Annotated in this window: 17 protein-coding genes; 11 read left to right on the top strand and 6 right to left on the bottom strand. The window is 71.0% G+C overall.

The features are described 5' to 3' along the window. The first annotated feature begins 24 nt into the window (after positions 1-24). On the top strand, positions 25-870 hold the full coding sequence (locus NS283_RS06900) for a transglutaminase family protein (protein WP_058596139.1): 846 nt from the start codon (positions 25-27) through the stop codon (positions 868-870). Here NS283_RS06900 and NS283_RS06895 read toward each other — a convergent pair. Beyond that, positions 854-1,477, bottom strand: coding sequence for a TetR/AcrR family transcriptional regulator (locus NS283_RS06895; RefSeq protein ID WP_058596138.1), 624 nt, complete (start codon positions 1,475-1,477; stop codon positions 854-856). The genes NS283_RS06900 and NS283_RS06895 overlap by 17 nt on opposite strands. 72 nt (positions 1,478-1,549) lie before the next feature. Here NS283_RS06895 and NS283_RS06890 point away from each other — a divergent pair, with 72 nt between their 5' ends. After that, positions 1,550-3,019 carry an MDR family MFS transporter gene (locus NS283_RS06890; protein ID WP_058596137.1) on the top strand — a complete coding sequence of 490 codons (1,470 nt, stop codon included), beginning with the start codon at positions 1,550-1,552 and terminating at the stop codon, positions 3,017-3,019. A gap of 128 nt (positions 3,020-3,147) precedes the next feature. Here the strand turns inward: NS283_RS06890 and NS283_RS06885 are convergent, their stop codons facing one another. Then, positions 3,148-4,146 carry a LacI family DNA-binding transcriptional regulator gene (locus NS283_RS06885; RefSeq protein WP_058596136.1) on the bottom strand — a complete coding sequence of 333 codons (999 nt, stop codon included), beginning with the start codon at positions 4,144-4,146 and terminating at the stop codon, positions 3,148-3,150. An 83-nt stretch (positions 4,147-4,229) separates the two neighbouring features. Between NS283_RS06885 and NS283_RS06880 the strand changes: the two genes are divergently transcribed. The 5 genes from NS283_RS06880 to NS283_RS06860 all read left to right on the top strand — a co-directional run bounded on the left by NS283_RS06880 (position 4,230) and on the right by NS283_RS06860 (position 10,839). Beyond that, a complete protein-coding gene (locus tag NS283_RS06880) occupies positions 4,230-4,649 on the top strand; it encodes an L-rhamnose mutarotase (protein ID WP_058596172.1) in 420 nt (139 codons plus the stop codon). After that, positions 4,646-5,812, top strand: coding sequence for an L-rhamnose isomerase (rhaI, locus tag NS283_RS06875; protein ID WP_058596135.1), 1,167 nt, complete (start codon positions 4,646-4,648; stop codon positions 5,810-5,812). The genes NS283_RS06880 and rhaI overlap by 4 nt, the downstream gene beginning before the upstream one ends. A 152-nt stretch (positions 5,813-5,964) precedes the next feature. Then, on the top strand, positions 5,965-8,001 hold the full coding sequence (locus NS283_RS06870) for a bifunctional rhamnulose-1-phosphate aldolase/short-chain dehydrogenase (RefSeq protein WP_058596134.1): 2,037 nt from the start codon (positions 5,965-5,967) through the stop codon (positions 7,999-8,001). Then, positions 7,998-9,515, top strand: coding sequence for a rhamnulokinase (locus NS283_RS06865; protein ID WP_081317294.1), 1,518 nt, complete (start codon positions 7,998-8,000; stop codon positions 9,513-9,515). The genes NS283_RS06870 and NS283_RS06865 overlap by 4 nt, the downstream gene beginning before the upstream one ends. A gap of 67 nt (positions 9,516-9,582) precedes the next feature. Further along, entirely contained in the window at positions 9,583-10,839 is a 1,257-nt protein-coding gene (locus NS283_RS06860) for an alpha-hydroxy acid oxidase (RefSeq protein ID WP_058596133.1), read from the top strand. A gap of 61 nt (positions 10,840-10,900) precedes the next feature. On the opposite strand, the gene NS283_RS06855 is transcribed toward NS283_RS06860, so the two are convergent. After that, the gene (locus NS283_RS06855; protein ID WP_058596132.1) at positions 10,901-11,524 is read right to left on the bottom strand and encodes a TetR/AcrR family transcriptional regulator; all 624 of its coding nucleotides are present in this window, start codon (positions 11,522-11,524) and stop codon (positions 10,901-10,903) included. A gap of 111 nt (positions 11,525-11,635) precedes the next feature. On the opposite strand from NS283_RS06855, the gene NS283_RS06850 reads away from it, so the two are divergent. From NS283_RS06850 to NS283_RS06835, 4 genes are all read left to right on the top strand, one after another. Next, positions 11,636-12,460 carry a sugar phosphate isomerase/epimerase family protein gene (locus NS283_RS06850; RefSeq protein ID WP_058596131.1) on the top strand — a complete coding sequence of 275 codons (825 nt, stop codon included), beginning with the start codon at positions 11,636-11,638 and terminating at the stop codon, positions 12,458-12,460. Continuing rightward, positions 12,457-13,587, top strand: a complete 1,131-nt coding sequence (locus NS283_RS06845; RefSeq protein WP_058596130.1) for a Gfo/Idh/MocA family protein — start codon at positions 12,457-12,459, stop codon at positions 13,585-13,587. Before NS283_RS06850 ends, NS283_RS06845 begins: the two co-directional genes overlap by 4 nt. Positions 13,588-13,724: 137 nt before the next feature. Further along, positions 13,725-14,156, top strand: a complete 432-nt coding sequence (locus NS283_RS06840; RefSeq protein WP_058596129.1) for a hypothetical protein — start codon at positions 13,725-13,727, stop codon at positions 14,154-14,156. Continuing rightward, a complete protein-coding gene (locus tag NS283_RS06835; protein ID WP_058596128.1) occupies positions 14,153-14,464 on the top strand; it encodes a winged helix-turn-helix domain-containing protein in 312 nt (103 codons plus the stop codon). The genes NS283_RS06840 and NS283_RS06835 overlap by 4 nt, the downstream gene beginning before the upstream one ends. 37 nt (positions 14,465-14,501) lie before the next feature. Here the strand turns inward: NS283_RS06835 and NS283_RS06830 are convergent, their stop codons facing one another. The 3 genes from NS283_RS06830 to NS283_RS06820 all read right to left on the bottom strand — a co-directional run bounded on the left by NS283_RS06830 (position 14,502) and on the right by NS283_RS06820 (position 18,045). Beyond that, positions 14,502-15,530: a S41 family peptidase gene (locus NS283_RS06830; protein ID WP_058596127.1), complete on the bottom strand. Its 1,029-nt coding sequence runs from the start codon at positions 15,528-15,530 to the stop codon at positions 14,502-14,504. A gap of 78 nt (positions 15,531-15,608) precedes the next feature. Continuing rightward, positions 15,609-17,291 (bottom strand): hypothetical protein, encoded by a 1,683-nt coding sequence (locus NS283_RS06825; RefSeq protein ID WP_058596126.1) that lies wholly within the window; start codon positions 17,289-17,291, stop codon positions 15,609-15,611. A gap of 1 nt (position 17,292) precedes the next feature. Further along, positions 17,293-18,045, bottom strand: a complete 753-nt coding sequence (locus NS283_RS06820; protein WP_058596125.1) for an SDR family NAD(P)-dependent oxidoreductase — start codon at positions 18,043-18,045, stop codon at positions 17,293-17,295. Between the last annotated feature and the right edge of the window lie 8 nt (positions 18,046-18,053).

Raw genomic sequence — 18,053 nt, 5'->3', positions numbered from 1 at the left:
CGCGGTGGCTTCGGGAGGCCGGCGATGAAGCGTCTCCGTATCGAGCACCAGACCGGCTTCGCCTATCCCGGCGACGTGTCGGCGTCGTACAACGAGGCGCGCATGCTGCCGCACTCGACCGACAGTCAGTTCGTGCTGAGTTCGTCGCTCGACATCGAGCCGTCGACGTCGGTCAACCAGTACGTCGACTACTTCGGCACGCGCGTCGCCGCCTTCGACGTGCTCTCTCCCCACGCCGCGCTCACGATCACGGCGCGGTCGCTCGTCGAGGTGCGGCCCCGCCCGATCGAGCACGCCGACATCACGTGGGAGCAGCTCGCCGTCGAGGCGGCGGGCTCGGTGTCGACGGTCGAGCAGCTGACGCAGACGCGTCGCACGGCGCCGCATCCCGAGGTCGTCGAGCTCGCGCGCTCCATCGCCGCTCGGCACGATCGCCCGGGACCCGCTGCCCATGCCATCGCCGAGGCCATCGGCGACGCGATCGAGTACATGCAGGGCGTGACGGGCGTGCACTCGACCGCCGTGGACGCGTGGGAAGCGCGCAAGGGCGTCTGTCAGGACATCGCCCACATCGCGATCGGGGCCTTGCGCGAAGTCGGCATCCCGGCCCGCTACATCTCGGGCTACTTGCACCCGAAGCCTTCCGCCGAGGTGGGGGAGGCCGTCACCGGTGAGTCGCACGCGTGGGTGGAGTGGTTCGCGGGTGACTGGCAGGGCTTCGACCCGACGAACAACATCGAGATCGGTGATCGTCACGTGCTCGTCGGCCGGGGCCGCGACTACAACGACGTGCCGCCGCTCCGCGGTGTCTACGCCGGCCCGGGCAAGAGCCAGCTCAAGGTGAAGGTGACGATCACGCGCGAGACGTGACGGCGCGGCTCAGCCGCGCCTGCACCTCGCGGTGCAGGGCGACGAGGGTGGCGGTCTCGCCGGCGTCGTAGCGGCGAGCCCACTCGTCGAGGGTCGTCCGCATCTCGAGGCCGGCGACACCGAGGGCCGCGCGGACGTCGAGCTCGGCGAGGCCGATCCGATCGGCGATCTCGGGCACGAAGCGGTCCGCCGATGTGACCTCGCGGCGGACGGCGGCCCCGAGCAGTGCGGGCTCGTGTGCGATGAGCCGGCGCACGCGCAGGAAGCGCTCGCGCGCTCGGGCATCGGCATCCAGAAGCTCGAGTTCGCGGGCGAACACCTGACGGAGCGCGGTCAGCAGGGCCGCGATGTCGTCGCCGACCTCGGCGACCCCGGCGAGGGCGTCGGCGAAGCGGCCGTCGTCGACGAAGACGGCGTCTTCCTTCGTGCCGGCCAGGCGGAAGAACGTGCGCGGAGAGACGCCCGCGCGCGCGGCGATCTCGTCGACGGTGGTGCCCGTGACGCCTTTCTCCTCGAACAGATCGAGGGCGGCGGCACAGATCTCGACGGCGGTCTCGCGGCGTCGACGGTCGCGCAATCCCTCGACGGGGGCTGCCGGCGTGCTCATGTCCGATACAGTAGTCGATGTCTTATTGGCAGTAACTGCCAACTTGCCCGTCACTGCTCAGATTGGTCGACCATGGTCTCCACCGGAACCGTTCCCGCCGCCGCCCCGCCCGGAAAGCCCGCCGTGCGCCCGGGCGCCGTCATCGCGCTGCTCGTCGTCGCCGCGTTCGTGGTCATCCTGAACGAGACGATCATGGGTGTCGCTCTGCCCGAGCTCATGCGTGAACTCGACATCACCGCCGCCTCGGCGCAGTGGCTGACGACCGCGTTCCTGCTCACGATGGCGGTCGTGATCCCCACGACGGGCTTCCTCATCCAGCGCTTCCCGCTGCGGACCCTGTTCTTCGCCGCGATGGGTCTGTTCACCCTCGGAACGGTGATCGCGGCGATCGCGCCCGGGTTCGGCGTGCTCCTCGTCGGTCGCATCGTCCAGGCCTCGGGCACGGCGATCATGATCCCGTTGCTGTTCACCACGGTGCTGAACGTCGTCCCGGCGGACCGTCGCGGTCGCATGATGGGGCTCATCTCGATCGTCATCTCGGTGGCTCCGGCCGTCGGTCCCACCGTGTCGGGCCTCATCCTGTCGGTCTTCCCGTGGCGGGCGATGTTCATCGTCATGATCCCCATCGCCCTGATCGCCATCGCGCTCGGCGCCCGGTGGGTGCGCAACCTGACCGACACGCGACACGTCACCCTCGACGTCATCTCGGTGGTGCTCTCGGCGCTGGCCTTCGGTGGCCTCATCTTCGGCCTGTCGAGCATCGGCGAAGCGGCGGGCGGGCACGAGATCGTCCCGGTCTGGATGCCGCTGGCCGTGGGCGCGATCGCTCTGGCAGCCTTCGTGATCCGTCAGCTGCGCCTCGGGTCGACCGACCGGGTGCTGCTGAACCTCGGCGTCTTCCGGCATTCGTCGTTCACCGTCGCGGTGATCCTCGTCGTCGTGGCGATGACGACGCTGTTCGGCGTGCTCATCCTGCTGCCGCTGTACCTGCAGAACGTCCTCGGTCTCGGCACGCTCCCCACCGGCCTGATGCTGCTCCCCGGCGGTCTGCTGATGGGGCTCATGGCCCCGCTCGTCGGAAATCTCTTCGACCGCTTCGGCGCGCGCCCGCTCGTCCTCCCGGGCGCGGTCGTCGCCGGCGCGGCGCTGTGGGGTTTCGCCACCCTCTCGGCCGCGACGCCGGTCGGCTTCGTCATCGCCGTGCACTGCCTGCTGAGCCTGGGCCTGGCGTTCATGTTCACCCCGCTGATGACCTCTGCGCTCGGCTCGCTCCCGCGCGAGCTCTACCCGCACGGGTCCGCGATCGTGTCGACCGTGCAGCAACTCGCGGGAGCCGCGGGCACGGCGGTGTTCGTGACACTGATGACGGTCGGCGCCGCGTCGGCGGCGAGCGGGGGAGCGAGTGTCGTGGACGCCACGGCCTCCGGCATCCACACCGCCTTCTTCGTCGCGGCGTGCCTGTCGATCGCCGTGGTCGTGCTCGCGGCGTTCGTGCGGACGCCGAAGCAGGCCGAGGGTGTGGAGGGCGTGCCGGGGCACTGAGTCGTGCGGTGCGGGTTCGCGTGGTGGCGCGCACCCGCGCTGAGCGTCCACGAAACCCGGACGAGGCGGCGAGCATGTCCGGGTGTTCTGGACACTCGACGGCGCCGGACCTCGGACCGGTGCGGCGCCTAGCCGCTCGACGCCCGCACGACCAGCTCAGGCTGGAACCGCACCTGCCGCTCCGCGGGGTCGACGCCGCCGTCGAGCTGGCGCAGAAGCAGGTCGACGGCGGTCGAGCCGAGGGCCTCGGCGGGCTGACGCACCGAGGTCAGGGGCACCACGGTCGCGGCGGCGAAGTCGATGTCGTCGTAGCCGACGAGGGCGATGTCGTCGGGCACGCGGATGCCGCCGAGCATCGTGAGCGCCTGCAGCACGCCCACTGCCAGCAGGTCGTTCGCGGCGAAGATGGCGTCGGGGCGGTCGGCGCGCTCTCGAAGCTCCTTGCCGGCGGCCCGGCCGGCGAGGACGGTCATGGCATCCGTTTCGATGACCTCGAGGGACGCGCCCTCGACGTCGTCGACCGCCCGACGGGCACCGGCGAGACGATCGGCGACCTGCCGCGTGGTGAGCGGTCCGGCGACGAAGGCGATGCGCCGACGCCCCTGCTCGAGAAGATGAGCGACTGCGAGATGGCCGCCCTCGACGTCGTCGACCGACACCGTGCAGACGTCGTCTCCGGCGGTCTGCTCGTCGACGAGGACGACCGGGATGCCGGCGGCCGCGAGATGCTCCACGACGTCTCCGCCGGCATCGGCCGGGGTGAGGAGGACCCCTGCGACGCGCTGCTCGCGGAACTGGTCGACGTAGAGGCGTTCCTGGTCGGCGTCGGCCCCGCTGGATCCGAGGAGGACGACGTACCCGTCGGCGGCGGCGCGCGCTTCGGCGCCACGGGCGACGGCGGCGAAGAAGGGGTTGCCGACGTCGAGCACGACCAGCGCGATCGCGCGGCTGCGGCCGGCGCGGAGCTGGCGGGCGGCGTCGTTGCGCACGTAGCCGAGGGCGTCGATGGCGGCGCGCACGCGCTCGACGACTCCGGGTGACACCGTGTCGCGGCCGTTGAGCACGTTCGAGACGGTGCCCACCGAGACGCCGGCGTGCGCTGCGACGTCTTTGATTTTGACCGCCATGATCCGACGACGATATCGCACGCGTCCACGCGGCGTGCTACGGTGGCGTGAAACGATTCATTCTCGAGGGAGAGAACCACTCCATGTCCGCACAGACCACGCGCGTCTGCTTCGAACTCCGCATCTGGCCCGACCTGGTCGACGAGTACGTCGCTCGTCACACGCCGGTGCGCGCGGAGATGCTCGAAGAGATCGCCGCCGCCGGGCGCCGCAACTACTCGTTGTTCCTCGGCGAGGGTGGCCGGCTCATCGGCTACTACGAGACCGATGACGATGCCGCCGCGCAGGCGTACCTCGCGGCTTCGCCGATCGCCGCGAAGTGGGAAGACGAGATGTCCGCCTTCTTCATCGGACTCGAGAGTCGGCCCGATCAGGCCGCGACCCCCCTCACCGAGGTGTTCCACCTCGCCGAACAGCTCGCGGCGGCCGTGCCCGCGGCATCCGTCCCTCCCGCCAACGCCGAGACCCCCTCATCCGCCCCGACCGAAAGCACCCGATCATGACGACGCTGTCTCCCGAGATCCTCTCGACCCTTGAAGGCCAGGCCATCGAGCTGCCCTCCTGGGCGTTCGGCAACTCCGGCACGCGCTTCCGCGTGTTCCCCACCGCCGGCACCCCGCGTGATCCGTTCGAGAAGATCGCGGATGCCGCCGAGGTCAACCGCCTGACCGCCCTCGCGCCCACGGTGGCCCTGCACATCCCGTGGGACCTCGTCGACGACTACACGGCGCTCCGCCGCCACGCCGAAGACCTCGGCGTGAAGCTCGGCACGGTCAATTCGAACACCTTCCAGGACGAGGACTACAAGTTCGGCGCCCTCACGCACCACGACGAGCGCATCCGCCGCAAGGCCATCGACCACCACCTCGAGTGCATCGACGTGATGGATGCCACGGGCTCGCGCGACCTGAAGATCTGGCTCGCCGAGGGCTCGAACTACCCCGGACAGAACGACATGCGCGGCCGTCAGGACCGCCTCCAGGACTCGCTGCAGCAGATCTACGCGCGCCTCGGCGACGACCAGCGTCTCGTGCTGGAGTACAAGTTCTTCGAGCCGTCGTTCTACCACACCGACGTTCCCGACTGGGGGACCTCCTACGCCCAGGTCGCCTCGCTCGGCGACAAGGCGATGGTCTGCCTCGACACCGGTCACCACGCCCCCGGCACGAACATCGAGTTCATCGTCATGCAGCTCCTGCGCCTCGGAAAGCTCGGGTCGTTCGACTTCAACTCGCGCTTCTACGCCGACGACGACCTCATCGTCGGAGCGGCCGACCCGTTCCAGCTGTTCCGCATCCTGTTCGAGGTCGTTCGCGGCGGGGGCCTGAACAACCCCGACGTGGCGTTCATGCTCGACCAGTGCCACAACATCGAGGACAAGATCCCCGGGCAGATCCGCTCGGTGCTCAACGTCCAGGAGATGACGGCGCGCGCCCTGCTCGTCGACCGTGAGGCGCTCGCCGCGGCCCAGCAGGCCAACGACGTGCTCGGCGCCAACGCGGTGTTGATGGACGCCTTCTACACGGACGTGCGTCCCGCGCTCGCCGAGTGGCGCGAGTCGCGCGGCCTTCCCTCCGACCCGATGGCCGCTTTCGCGGCATCCGGATACCTGCCCCGCATCGCCGCCGAGCGCGTCGGCGGCACGCAGGCCGGCTGGGGCGCCTGACCGCAACGGCGGCGGGCGCTCGCGTGAGCGCCCGCCGCGACTGAGTGTCCAAGACACCCGGAGCCGCGCGAAAAACGTCCGGGTGTTCTGGACACGCAGCGACCATCACCGCGCCCACCTCGAACCCGACGAATTGAGATGAACGGAAGACCATGACCAGCTCCACCGCCGCCGACCTCGTCGCGCGCAGCAACCGCCTCGGCTCCGACCCCAAGGTCACCAACTACGCCGGGGGCAACACCTCCGCCAAGGGCACCGACATCGACCCCGTGACCGGCGAGCCGGTCGAGCTGCTGTGGGTCAAGGGTTCGGGCGGCGATCTCGGCACCCTGACCGAGAAGGGCCTCGCGGTCCTGCGCCTCGCCCGCATGCGCGCGCTCGTCGACGTCTACCCGGGCATCGAGCGCGAGGACGAGATGGTCGCCGCGTTCGACTACTGCCTCCACGGCAAGGGCGGGGCGGCCCCGTCAATCGACACCGCGATGCACGGACTCGTGGATGCCGCGCACGTCGACCACCTGCACCCCGACGCGGGCATCGCGATCGCCACCGCCGCCGACGGCGAGGCGCTGACGGAGAAGATCTTCGGCGACAGGGTCGTGTGGGTGCCGTGGCGTCGCCCCGGCTTCCAGCTGGGCCTCGACATCGCCGCCATCAAGGAGAAGAACCCCCAGGCGATCGGCACGATCCTCGGTGGGCACGGCATCACGGCGTGGGGCGACACCTCGGAGGAGGCCGAGACAAACTCGCTCTGGATCATCGACACCGCGCAGGCGTACATCGACGAACACGGTGCCGCAGAGCCGTTCGGCGGAGTTCGCGACGGCTTCGCCGCGCTGCCCGAGGCCGAGCGCCGTGCGAAAGCCGCGACGCTCGCCGCGACGATCCGCGGCCTCGCTTCCACCGACAAGCCCATGGTCGGCCACTTCACCGACGCTGACGTGGTGCTGGACTTCCTGGCATCCGAGAACGCACCCGCCCTCGCCGCGCTGGGGACGAGCTGCCCCGACCACTTCTTGCGGACCAAGGTCAAGCCGCTGATCCTCGACCTGCCCGCCGACGCCTCGGTGGAGGACGCGATCGCGCGGCTCAAGGAGCTGCACGCCGAGTACCGCGCCGACTACCAGGCGTACTACGACGCGCACGCCACGGCCGACAGCCCCGCGATCCGCGGGGCCGACCCGCTCATCGTGCTGGTGCCGGGCGTGGGCATGTTCTCGTACGGCGCCAACAAGCAGACCGCGCGCGTGGCGGGCGAGTTCTACGTCAACGCGATCAATGTCATGCGCGGCGCCGAGGCGCTCTCGACCTACGCGCCGATCTCGGATGCCGAGAAGTTCCGCATCGAGTATTGGGCGCTCGAGGAGGCGAAGCTCCAGCGGATGCCGAAGCCCAAGACGCATCAGGGACGCATCGCGTTCGTCACGGGCGCGGCATCCGGAATCGGCAAGGCCATCGCGACCCGCCTCGCCGCGGAGGGGGCGTGCGTCGTCGTTGCCGACCTCGACCTCGAGAAGGCCCAGGCCGCCGCTGCCGAGCTCGGCGGGACCGACGTCGCGATCGGCGTCGCGGCGAACGTCGCGGATGCCGAGGGCGTGCAGGCCGCGATCGACGCGACGCTTCTCGCGTTCGGCGGCATCGACCTCGTCGTCAACAACGCCGGGCTCTCGCTCTCGAAGCCGCTGCTCGAGACCACCGAGAAGGACTGGGACCTGCAGCACGACGTCATGGCGAAGGGCTCGTTCCTCGTGTCGAAAGCCGCAGCCAAGGCCCTGATCGAGCAGAGAATGGGCGGCGACGTCATCTACATCTCGTCGAAGAACTCCGTGTTCGCGGGCCCGAACAACATCGCCTACTCGGCGACGAAGGCCGACCAAGCGCACCAGGTGCGTCTGCTCGCGGTCGAGCTCGGCGAGCACGGCGTGCGCGTCAACGGCATCAACCCCGACGGCGTCGTGCGCGGCTCGGGCATCTTCGCCGCCGGCTGGGGCGCCAACCGCGCCGCGACCTACGGCGTCGACGAGAAGGACCTCGGCCAGTTCTACGCCAACCGCACGATCCTCAAGCGCGAGGTCGTGCCCGAGAACGTCGCCGACGCGGTGTACGTGCTCACCGGCCCCGAGCTGTCGCGCACGACGGGCCTCCACATCCCCGTCGACTCGGGCGTCGCCGCGGCGTTCCTGCGATGAGCGGGACGTCGGCGGGCGGCGCGGCGAACGGCGCGGGCGCGATCGTTGCCGGGGCCGGCGGCGCGGTGGCTGACTCCGACGCCGCCGACGCCGCGGCCGACGCCGGTGCCGCGGTGCCCGGCGCCGTCCGCGCCGTCGCCGCCGTCGATCTCGGCGCCACAAGCGGGCGCGTGATGATCGGCCGCGTGGGCCAGGGCGTGCTCGAGCTGGAGCAGGTCGCGCGCTTTCCGAACGGGCCCGTCGAGAGGGAGGACGGCTGGCACTGGGATCTCGAGGCGCTCTGGGGGCACGTGCAGGCGGGTCTCGCCGAGGCCCTCCGTCGCGAACCGAACATCGAGAGCGTGGGGATCGACTCGTGGGCCGTCGATTACGGCCTGCTCGGAGCGGATGGTCTGCTCGCCGAACCGTTCCACTATCGCGACGACCGCACGGCGCGCGGTGTGGACGCGGTGCACGGGCTCGTCCCCTTCGAGGAGCTGTACCGCCGCAACGGCCTGCAATTCCTCTCGTTCAACACGGTGTACCAGTACGCGGCCGACGCTCTGGTGGCCGAGGCCGAAACGAGCCTGCTCATCCCCGACCTCCTCGCCGAGCGGCTCACGGGCCGACGCGTCGCGGAGCGGACGAATGCCTCGACCACGGGTCTGCTCGACGCGCACACAGGGGAGTGGGATCTCGCGCTCGCCGAGGCTCTCGGCATCCCTTCTCGTGTCCTGCCGCCCCTGGTCGATCCGGGGGAGACCGTCGGGCTCGCGCGGGGGCTGGGGGACATCCCGGTGATCGCGGTGGGCTCGCACGACACGGCGTCGGCGATCGTCGCGGTTCCGCTCTCGTCGTCGAACGCGGCCTACATCTCGTGCGGCACGTGGGGACTCGTCGGTCTCGAGGTCGCGGAGCCGATCGTGACGGATGCCGCCCGCGCGGCGAACTTCACGAACGAGGGCGGCGTGGACGGGCGTGTGCGGTTCCTCCATAACGTCACCGGGCTCTGGCTGCTGAGCGAAACGGTACGCGCGTGGTCGGAGCGCGATGGTGCCCCGGTCGACCTGCCCGCGCTGCTGGCCGCCGCCGCCGCCCAATCCGCTCCCGCGCGGCTGTTCGACGCCGACGACGCCTCGCTCGCCGCCCCCGGCGACATGCCGGCGCGGATCGCGGCCCTGCTCGGGATGCCGGAACCCGACGTCGAGGACCGCGCGGCCTTCGCGAGGGTCATCGTCGAGAGCATCGCCGACGCGTTCGCCCGGACGCTGCGCACGGCGGGGGAGCTCGCCGGCCGCGAGATCGACACGGTGCACCTCGTCGGCGGCGGTGCGCTCAACGCGCTGCTGTGCCAGGCGACGGCGGATCGCAGCGGACTGCCGGTGCTCGCGGGGCCGGTCGAGGCGACGGCTCTCGGCAACGTCCTCGTCCAGACGCGTGCCCTCGGCTGCTTCGGGGCCGACGCGTCCCTCGAGGATCTGCGCGCTCGCGTGGCATCCGTCTTCCCCGCGGTGAGATTCGATCCCCGCTCCTGAAAACCCGGCCCGCGGGCACCCCGTCAGGCCCTATGCTGTGGTCAGACCACACGAAAGCGAGACACCCATGGTGCAGCGACAGCTCCCCAAAGTCGGCGAGCTCCTCGAGCTCATGCAGTTCAAGAAGCCCGAGCTCGACGCGCGCAAGCGTCGCCTCGACGCCGCGCTCACGATCGGCGATCTGCGGACGATCGCCAAGCGCCGCACGCCCAAAGCGGCCTTCGACTACACCGACGGCGCCGCCGAGGGCGAGCTGTCGCTCGATCGCGCTCGCCGCGCATTCGAGGACGTCGAGTTCCACCCCGACATCCTGCGTCCCGCGAACGAGGTCGACACGTCGTGCGAGATCCTCGGCGGCCCCTCGGCGCTGCCCTTCGGCATCGCGCCCACCGGCTTCACGCGGCTGATGCAGACCGAGGGTGAGACGGCGGGGGCCTCCGCGGCGGCGGCCGCCGGCATCCCGTTCACCCTGTCGACGCTCGGCACCACCTCGATCGAGGGCGTGAAGGCCGCGAACCCCGTCGGCCGCAACTGGTTCCAGCTGTACGTCATGAAGCAGCGCGAGATCTCGTACGGTCTCGTCGAACGCGCCGCCAAGGCCGGTTTCGACACGCTGCAGTTCACGGTCGACACCCCGATCGCCGGCGCCCGTCTGCGCGACAAGCGGAACGGGTTCTCGATCCCGCCGCAGCTAACCGTCGGCACGATCGTCAACGCGATCCCGCGTCCGTGGTGGTGGTACGACTTCCTCACCACGCCCAAGCTCGAGTTCGCCTCGCTGAGCACGACCGGCGGCACCGTCGGCGAGCTGCTGAACGCGGCGATGGATCCCACGATCAGCTACGAGGACCTCGACATCATCCGCGGCATGTGGCCGGGCAAGCTCGTCGTGAAGGGTGTGCAGAACGTCCAGGATGCCGCGCGCCTGGTCGACCTCGGCGTCGACGGCATCGTGCTCTCGAACCACGGCGGGCGTCAGCTCGACCGCGCCCCGATCCCGTTCCGCCTGTTGCCGCACGTCGTGCGCGAGGTGGGCAAGGACGCCACGGTCATGGTCGACACGGGCATCATGAACGGCGCCGACATCGTGGCATCCATCGCTCTGGGCGCGAAGTTCACGCTCATCGGCCGCGCATACCTCTACGGGCTCATGGCCGGCGGACGCGAGGGCGTCGACCGCACGATCGCGATCCTGCGCAGCGAGATCGAGCGCACGATGACGCTCCTCGGCGTCTCGTCGCTCGACGAGCTCGAGCCGCGCCACGTGACGCAGCTCACGCGGCTCGTGCCTGTTGCGGGCCAGGGGGTCGACGCGCGCGTCTGACGCTGTCGCTGAGAACCCCCGGTGCCCTCAAGGGTGCCGGGGGTTCGTCGTTATGGCCCGGTCAGCGCGGCGGAGCGAGCAGCCCGCCGAGGGCGCCGAGCACGTCGGCGAGGGGGATCGAAGGCTCGAGCAGCCACTGCACCTGCAGACCGTCGGATGCCGCGATCAACAGCGCGGCGACCTGGTCGGGGTCGCAGTCGGCACGGACGCGGCCGTCGGCCTGCTCGACGCGGAGGCGGTCGGCGAGCTCCTCGCGCAGGCGGGCGAAGCGGTCGGTGAAGTACTCGCGCGCGGTCGCGCTGTCGGCTTTGAGCGACGTGGCGACGAGCGTCGTGTAGAGCTCCACGAGGCCCGGTACCGAGGTGTTGTTCTCGGCGGAATCGGTGAGCGACGACAGGGCGGTCGCGTCAGGGGCGGCGGGCGTCGACTTGGCCGCGTGGTCGTAGACGGCGACGAGCAGCTGCTCGCGCGAGTCGAAGTAGTGCAGGAGCGCCGCGTGCGAGACGCCGAGCGCCCGCGCGATGCTGCGGAGCGACGCCCCCTCGGCCCCGCGCTCGGCGAAGACGTGGATCGCGCGGTCGAGGATCTCCTGCCGCCGCGCGACCCCCTTCGTGTACGCGCCGGAGCGTCCGAGGCGGTCGTCGCCCTCGCTCGCGGGAGCCTCGGCTTCGTCGTCGCTGGTCACCCCGTCAGTGTAGGGGAGATAAAAGCAACCAGTGGTCGGTTTTGTGGTAGCGTTCCCGCAATGCCCTCGGCGCCTTCGCGGCGCCCTCGACGACGAGCAAGGAAAGGTCCGATGTCGCTCCCTATCCCCTCCGTCCAGCTCTACACGCTGGCCGCAGAATTCACCGCTGACCCGGGCGGCTCGCTCGACCGCCTCGCCGCGATCGGCCTCCGCAACGTCGAGGCGTTCGACTTCGTGCGCCGCCCCGCCGAGATCCGGGCGGCTCTGGACGCCAGCGGCCTGGCCTCGCCGACCGGACACGCCCCGCTGCTCTCGGACGAGCTGTGGACGCCCGACGGCTCGATCCCCACCCCGGCTCCCGAGGTGGTCTTCGAAGCCGCCGCCGAGATCGGCATGTCGACCGTGATCGACCCCTTCGTGGACCCGGCACGCTGGATGACCGCCGACGGGATCGCCGACATCGCCGAGCGACTGAACAAGGCGGCCGACGTCGCCGCCACCTTCGGGCTCAACGTCGGGTACCACAACCACGCGCAGGAGTTCCTCATCGACGTCGACGGCAAGAGCGGCTTCGAGCACTTCGTCTCGCTGACCGACGAGCGCGTCGCGATCGAGCTCGACCTCTTCTGGGCGCTCACCGGCGGTCAGGACGTGCCGGCCCTCGTCGAGCGTCTCGGCTCGCGCCTGGTGGCGGTGCACGTCAAGGATGGCATCGTTCCCGTGCCCAACCCCTTTGCCCCGGATGCCGACCGCAGCGCCACGCGTCAGCTCGACCAGCGTCGTTCCGGCGAGGGCCAGGTGCCCCTCGTCGAGGCCATGCAGGTCGCCGCCGACGTGAAGTACGCGGTCATCGAGTACGACCAGGCTCCCGGTGACGTGTTCGACGACATCGCCGCCAGCTACGCGTTCCTGCTCGAGAAGGGCCTCGCCGCGTGAGCGCCCCCGTCGGAGTCGGCATCATCGGTGCCGGTGTCATCAGCGACACCTACCTCGAGAACCTCACGTCGTTCCCCGACGTGACGGTGCTCGCGGTCGGCGACATCGACACCGAGCGCGCTCGCGCCAAGGCCGAGAAGTACGGCGTGGCCTCGTGGGGCACCGCCGACGAGGTACTCGGCAACCCCGACATCCAGGTCGTCGTGAACCTCACCATCCCCGCCGTGCACGTCGAGGTCTCGTCGGCCGCGATCGCCGCGGGCAAGCACGTCTGGACGGAGAAGCCGCTCGGGCTCGACCGTGCCGGCACCGCGCAGCTCCTGCGCGACGCCGAGGCCGCGGGCCTGCGCATCGGCTCCGCGCCCGACACCGTCCTCGGCCCGGGTTTCCAGTCCGCGAAGCGCGCGATCCTCGACGGCGTGATCGGTCAGCCCGTGTTCGCGCAGGCGTCGTTCCAGACGCAGGGGCCCGACCTCTGGCATCCGGGACCGCAGTTCCTCTTCGCGCGCGGCGCCGGCCCCCTGCTCGACATGGGCCCGTACTATCTGACCGCGCTCGTGAGCCTGCTCGGTCCGGTGGACCGGGTCGCGGCTCTCGGGGCCAAGCCGCAGGCGAAGCGCGAGATCCACGCCGGGCCCGACGAGGGCACGTTCTTCGACGTCGAGGTGCCCACCACGGTGCAACTCCTCGCGGCGTTCGAGAGCGGCCAGCAGGCGCAGGGGCAGTTCAGCTTCGACTCGGCCCTCGAGCGCCACGGCGTGCTCGAGATCCACGGCACCGAGGGCACGATCGTGCTGCCCGACCCCAACCGCTTCGAGGGGCCGACGCGCTACGTCAAGCCGCTCGGCGTGCTGCGCGACGGCGCCCGGTTCGACCAGCCGTGGATCGACGTCGAGCAGGAGGGCGTGGTCGTCGGCCGCGGTCTCGGCCTGCTCGACATGGTCCGCGCGATCGCCGAGGACCGTCCGCACGTCGCCACCGGTGAGCTCGGCTACCACGTGCTCGACATCATGCTGTCGGCCGAGGAGTCGATCGAGAACGCGGCCTTCACGACCGTCGAGAGCACGCTCGCGGCTCCCGTGCCGGTCGTGCCCCGCGACTTCGATCCCTTCGCGCGCACGATCTGATCGACCCCGACCCCGTCGGCGCGGCCCTCTCGCGGGTCGCGTCGCCGGGGTTCGTCGTGGGTGCGAGGGGTCAATTCCTGAAACTACTTGCCAATATGGAAAGTAGTTGACACCATGGAGGTATCGGAAGGAACCCCATGGACACACACACCGCCCTCACCCCCGCGGAAGCGCAGCAGCTCCTCGACCGAGCCGACCGGCTGAGCCGCTCCGCTCACGACGCGACCCGGTGGCCGTACATCACTTTCATCGTGGCGCTCGGCGTCGCCACGGCGATGGGGACTTTCGCCATGGCCCTCGCGACGGGCGACGCTTTCGGCCTCGCCTACGTCGCCACGTTGGCCGTGGCCTTCGCGCTCATCCTCTTCTTCGTGATCAGCATTCAGGACCGGGCGGCCTTCGCCCGCAGCCGTCGCTGGACGGCGTACATCGTGAGCTGGTTCGTCACCTACGCGGCGGCGCTCGCCGTGGTGATCTTCGCCCACGGGTCGGTCGTGCTGGCGAGCATCGCATCGGGGCTCATCCTGGTCGTGTCGTTCCTCTGCGCCGCCCGTGAGGCACGGTCATGACCACGGCCGTTCCTCACCCCCGGCACAAGCTCGACGAGCTGCTGCAGAACTCCGTGCGGTTCTCGATCGTCGCGGCCCTGGATCGGGCGAGCACCCTGAGCTTCAAAGAGGTTCGGGATGCCGTGGAGATCACCGACTCCGCCCTGAGCAAGCACGTGTCGACGCTGGAAGCGGCGGGCTACCTGTCGGTCGGCAAATCCTTCGCCGGCAAGATGCCCCGCACCTCGCTCACCCTCACGAAGGAGGGTCGCACCGCCTGGCGGGCTCACCTCGCGACGCTGCGCGAGATCGCGGGATCGCTCGACTGAATCGGGCGGGCCGTCTCGCCGGCGGCCGCGTCCCGCGTCAGCGGCAGCCCTGCGCGCCGATCCACGCCCGAGCGGCCTCGGCCGCATCGCCCGGGGTCGCCTCGTCGGGCGCGATCGGGACCTCGGGGAACTCCGTCCCGGTGCGGTCGGCGTAGATGCTCTGCGTGAGGATGATCCTCGCCCCGTCGGCCAGCGGGATCGGCAGGTTCGCGGAGGTGTACCCGGCGGTGGGCGCCCCGAAGCTGCGGACCCCGTCGACGCCTCGAAACGCGGCCACGACGGCCTCGGCGCTCGATCCGGTCCCGGCATCCTGAAGCACCGCCACGGGAACGCCGGCGACCTTCCCGCGCGCGGCCACGGTGACGACCGTCTGGCCCCCGAGGCCGACGCCGTCGTCCTGCACGGTGACGGTGGTCGCGTCGCCGCTCCGCGTGCGGAACGACAGGGCCGGGCCGTCGGGCAGCAGCGCGGAAACGCCCGAGAGCATCGGGTACATGTTGCCGCCTCCGTTTCCGCGCACGTCGACGATCCATCCGCACACCTCGTCGGCGTGCGCGGCGATCCCGGTCGCGACGACGTCGGCGTAGTCCTGCTGCGTCCGCTCGTCGGGGTCGACCAGCTCGGGAAGGGTCACGACGCCCACGCCGTCGGCCGCCGACACCGCCGGGAGGGCCGAGGTGACCTCCTCGACGCCGGGCGTCTCAGCCGGAGGCTGGAAGCTCGAGTGCTTCCCGCCCGCGGCGCGGGTGGCCGCGTCGATCAGCGGGTAGAGCTCCTCGGCGCTCCGGGCCGAGGGCGCCGCATGCAGCAGTTCGGCCCGCGCCGCGGCCCACTCGGGTCCGGTCGCGTAGTAGCCGGTGTCGAGGCGGTCGACGACGATCTCGGCGTACCGCTCGGGGGTGGGCGGCACCAGGTAGAAGCCGAAACGGGGACCGTACTCGTAGGCGCCCCACGCGGCCGCGCCGCCGAGGACCACCACCACGACGGCGGCCACCGCGCCCATCACGTACCGACGCCGCCGGCGCTTCTGAGGTCGGACAGCATCGTTCTTCGGGGTGTTGCTCACCCTTCCATGGTCGTGATCCCGCCGGCCGGGCACATCCGTCCAGGGGAGTATTCCGCCCTCCGTGAGGCTGACGAGCGCTCACTCCCGCAGGAGCCATCCGCCGGCGGGCACGATGATCCTGTCCGTTCGCACGCGGACCTCGCGGGCCGTCCCATCGAGGTTGGCCGCGAGCGTCACCCGCCCACCCGGTGTCGTCACCGTCATCACCCAGACGCGGGAATCGGCGCTGCTGCCGACCTCGACCGGAGCGCCCGCGAGGCCCGCGAGCACGCCCAGCGCCTCCGCCACGGGGTACGGCTCTCCGGAGGATGACCGGATGCCACGCGGCCCCCACTCCTCGAAGAACGCCACCGACGCGATGCCCGGTGTCGTCAGCGCGGCGAGGCTCGCGATCGTCCACGCCGCCAGCTCGGGCGCGCTCTGGCGGGGATCGGTCGCGTCGAGGAGCGCCGGGCCGTAGCCGTCGCGCAGGTCGGGCTCGCTCGGAACGGGTTCCGGAGTCGTCGCGACCGCGTCGACGTGCGGCCGCAGCGTCACGGGACCGACGTGCACGGGGACGCCTCGCGACAGCTCCACAGCCTGCCGCGCGATGAGGGGCAGGATGCCGAGAGACTCCACGAGCTGCGCCGTGGCGCGCGAGTGGAACAGCGGAGTCACCGCGAATCCGACGCCGTCGAGGTCGTCGGGGAGCAGGCCGTGCCTCCGATTCAGCTCGGTGAAGTGCGTGCGCGCCCCGCCGACGACGGGGAGGTCGAGCCCTTCCTCGCGCAGCGCCTCACGTAGCGCGGCCACGGTCGTGGCATCCGACACGTGTTTCTCAGGACCGTCGCCGGCGAAGGCGCCGACCGTGCGAACGCGGACACCACGCAGCGCACGAGCCGCCTCGAACAGCCCGGGGGCGGAGGCCCGCACGAAACGCACGTCGAGAGGGAGCCCCGACGCGGTGGCGCGATCGAGAGCCGCGCGCCACGCGGGGGAGGCGAGGTCGAGTTCGACATGCACGAAGGAGCCGATCGGCGTGGGTGCGGGTGCGGGCCCCGGGGCGGTCGCCGCGCCGATGCCGATCGCGGGGACGACTCCGGCCGGTTGCAGCACGATCTCATCCTCGGTGGCGGCGGCGAGGCCTGCTCGACCGGCGGCCCGGAGCGACACCGTCTGCCGCACCCGCGTCCCGGCGGCGAGCCGGTAGGGGAACGGGAGCTCCAGCGGGCGGCTGTACGTCTTGAACGAGGCATCCGTCCAGTTGCGCTGGTCCTCCATCTCGAAGACATCGCCCTCGAGAGTCATCGACACGGCGAGACCCCGGTGCTCCCACGCCAGCCCCGCGATGTCGAACGCGGGCTGGTGCGGACTGATCGTGCGGGGAAAACGCGTGCGCTCCACCGCGCCGTCCGCGTGGGTAACGGCGAGCTCCGCCCCGGCGACTGTCGGGGGATGAAGCACGGCCAGGCCGAGGCGGTTGGTCTCGATCTCGTCGTCCGCGCGCACGTCGGCGACGACCTCGAGACGGTCGCCGTCCGCGTGCACAGCGACCGTGCCCTCGATCCCGCCCCCGCCGACGTGCAGGGTCAACGCCGAGGACGCGACCTCGCGCCGCTCCACCCCGAGATCGACGGTGCCCCAGTCGCGGTCGCGCAGCACCAGGCGAACGCTGCGCAGCACGACCGTCCCGTCGAGGGAGATGTCGGCGAGCTCATCGCCACGCAGCTCGAGCGTCCACCGCCCGCTCGTCCACGCCTGTCCCGGCTCCGCCCACGTCATGTCAGAGCGTCGACATGCCGCCGTCGACGGCGAAGAGCGATCCCGTCGCGAACGCCCCGTCGTCCGAGGCGAGGAACACCATGATGCCCTCGACGTCTTCGGGGGCGCCCGCGCGACCGAGCGGGATGCGCCCGATGATCGCGGCGCGCGCCTCGGGGTCGTCGGTGATCGTCGTCACGAGAGAGGTCTCGGTGTAGGCGGGCACGACGGTGTTGACCCGGATGCCGCGATCGGCATACGCCGCGGCGACGGTGCGCGAGAGCCCGTGGATGCCCGCTTTCGTGGCGCTGTAAGCCGTGAAGGCGCGACCCTCTCCATTGATGCCGGTGGGGCTGCCGGTCACGATGATCGACCCTCCCGTGTCGTGCATCGCGCGGACCGCGTGCTTGATCGTGAGGAAGGTCCCCGTGAGGTTCACGTCGACCGTGCGCTGCCACACCGCGAGGTCGAGGTCGGCGATCGGCGCGTCCTGACCGAACAGCTGCACGCCGGCGTTCGCGACGACGACGTCGGGCGTCCAGCCCGCGGCCTCCGCGTCCGCGAAGGCCGCGGCGACCGACGACTCGTCGGAGATGTCGAGGACGGCGGCCCGCGCGGCCTCGCCGATCCGCTCGACGGCTGCGGCCGTGGCATCCGCGTCCCTGTCGCCGATGAGCACGCGGGCGCCCTCTCGGGCGAAGCGAGCGGCGACGGCGAAGCCGATCCCGGTGGCCGCTCCGGTGATGAGAGCGGTCTTTCCCTGGAGTCTGGTCATGTCGGGTC

The sequence above is a fragment of the Microbacterium testaceum genome, assembly GCF_001476285.1.
In the GTDB taxonomy this organism is placed as follows: domain Bacteria; phylum Actinomycetota; class Actinomycetes; order Actinomycetales; family Microbacteriaceae; genus Microbacterium; species Microbacterium testaceum_B.
Note: the sequence above shows the minus strand (reverse complement) of the source record. Positions and strands in the feature narration are given on the sequence as shown.

What these genes read in the sequence shown, in the direction of transcription:
- NS283_RS06900 (WP_058596139.1), top strand. Translation starts at nt 25, where the DNA reads ATGAAGCGTCTCCGTATCGAGCACCAGACCGGCTTCGCCTATCCCGGC.
- NS283_RS06895 (WP_058596138.1), bottom strand. Translation starts at nt 1,477, where the DNA reads ATGAGCACGCCGGCAGCCCCCGTCGAGGGATTGCGCGACCGTCGACGC.
- NS283_RS06890 (WP_058596137.1), top strand. Translation starts at nt 1,550, where the DNA reads ATGGTCTCCACCGGAACCGTTCCCGCCGCCGCCCCGCCCGGAAAGCCC.
- NS283_RS06885 (WP_058596136.1), bottom strand. Translation starts at nt 4,146, where the DNA reads ATGGCGGTCAAAATCAAAGACGTCGCAGCGCACGCCGGCGTCTCGGTG.
- NS283_RS06880 (WP_058596172.1), top strand. Translation starts at nt 4,230, where the DNA reads ATGTCCGCACAGACCACGCGCGTCTGCTTCGAACTCCGCATCTGGCCC.
- rhaI (WP_058596135.1), top strand. Translation starts at nt 4,646, where the DNA reads ATGACGACGCTGTCTCCCGAGATCCTCTCGACCCTTGAAGGCCAGGCC.
- NS283_RS06870 (WP_058596134.1), top strand. Translation starts at nt 5,965, where the DNA reads ATGACCAGCTCCACCGCCGCCGACCTCGTCGCGCGCAGCAACCGCCTC.
- NS283_RS06865 (WP_081317294.1), top strand. Translation starts at nt 7,998, where the DNA reads ATGAGCGGGACGTCGGCGGGCGGCGCGGCGAACGGCGCGGGCGCGATC.
- NS283_RS06860 (WP_058596133.1), top strand. Translation starts at nt 9,583, where the DNA reads ATGGTGCAGCGACAGCTCCCCAAAGTCGGCGAGCTCCTCGAGCTCATG.
- NS283_RS06850 (WP_058596131.1), top strand. Translation starts at nt 11,636, where the DNA reads ATGTCGCTCCCTATCCCCTCCGTCCAGCTCTACACGCTGGCCGCAGAA.
- NS283_RS06840 (WP_058596129.1), top strand. Translation starts at nt 13,725, where the DNA reads ATGGACACACACACCGCCCTCACCCCCGCGGAAGCGCAGCAGCTCCTC.
- NS283_RS06835 (WP_058596128.1), top strand. Translation starts at nt 14,153, where the DNA reads ATGACCACGGCCGTTCCTCACCCCCGGCACAAGCTCGACGAGCTGCTG.
- NS283_RS06825 (WP_058596126.1), bottom strand. Translation starts at nt 17,291, where the DNA reads ATGACGTGGGCGGAGCCGGGACAGGCGTGGACGAGCGGGCGGTGGACG.
- NS283_RS06820 (WP_058596125.1), bottom strand. Translation starts at nt 18,045, where the DNA reads ATGACCAGACTCCAGGGAAAGACCGCTCTCATCACCGGAGCGGCCACC.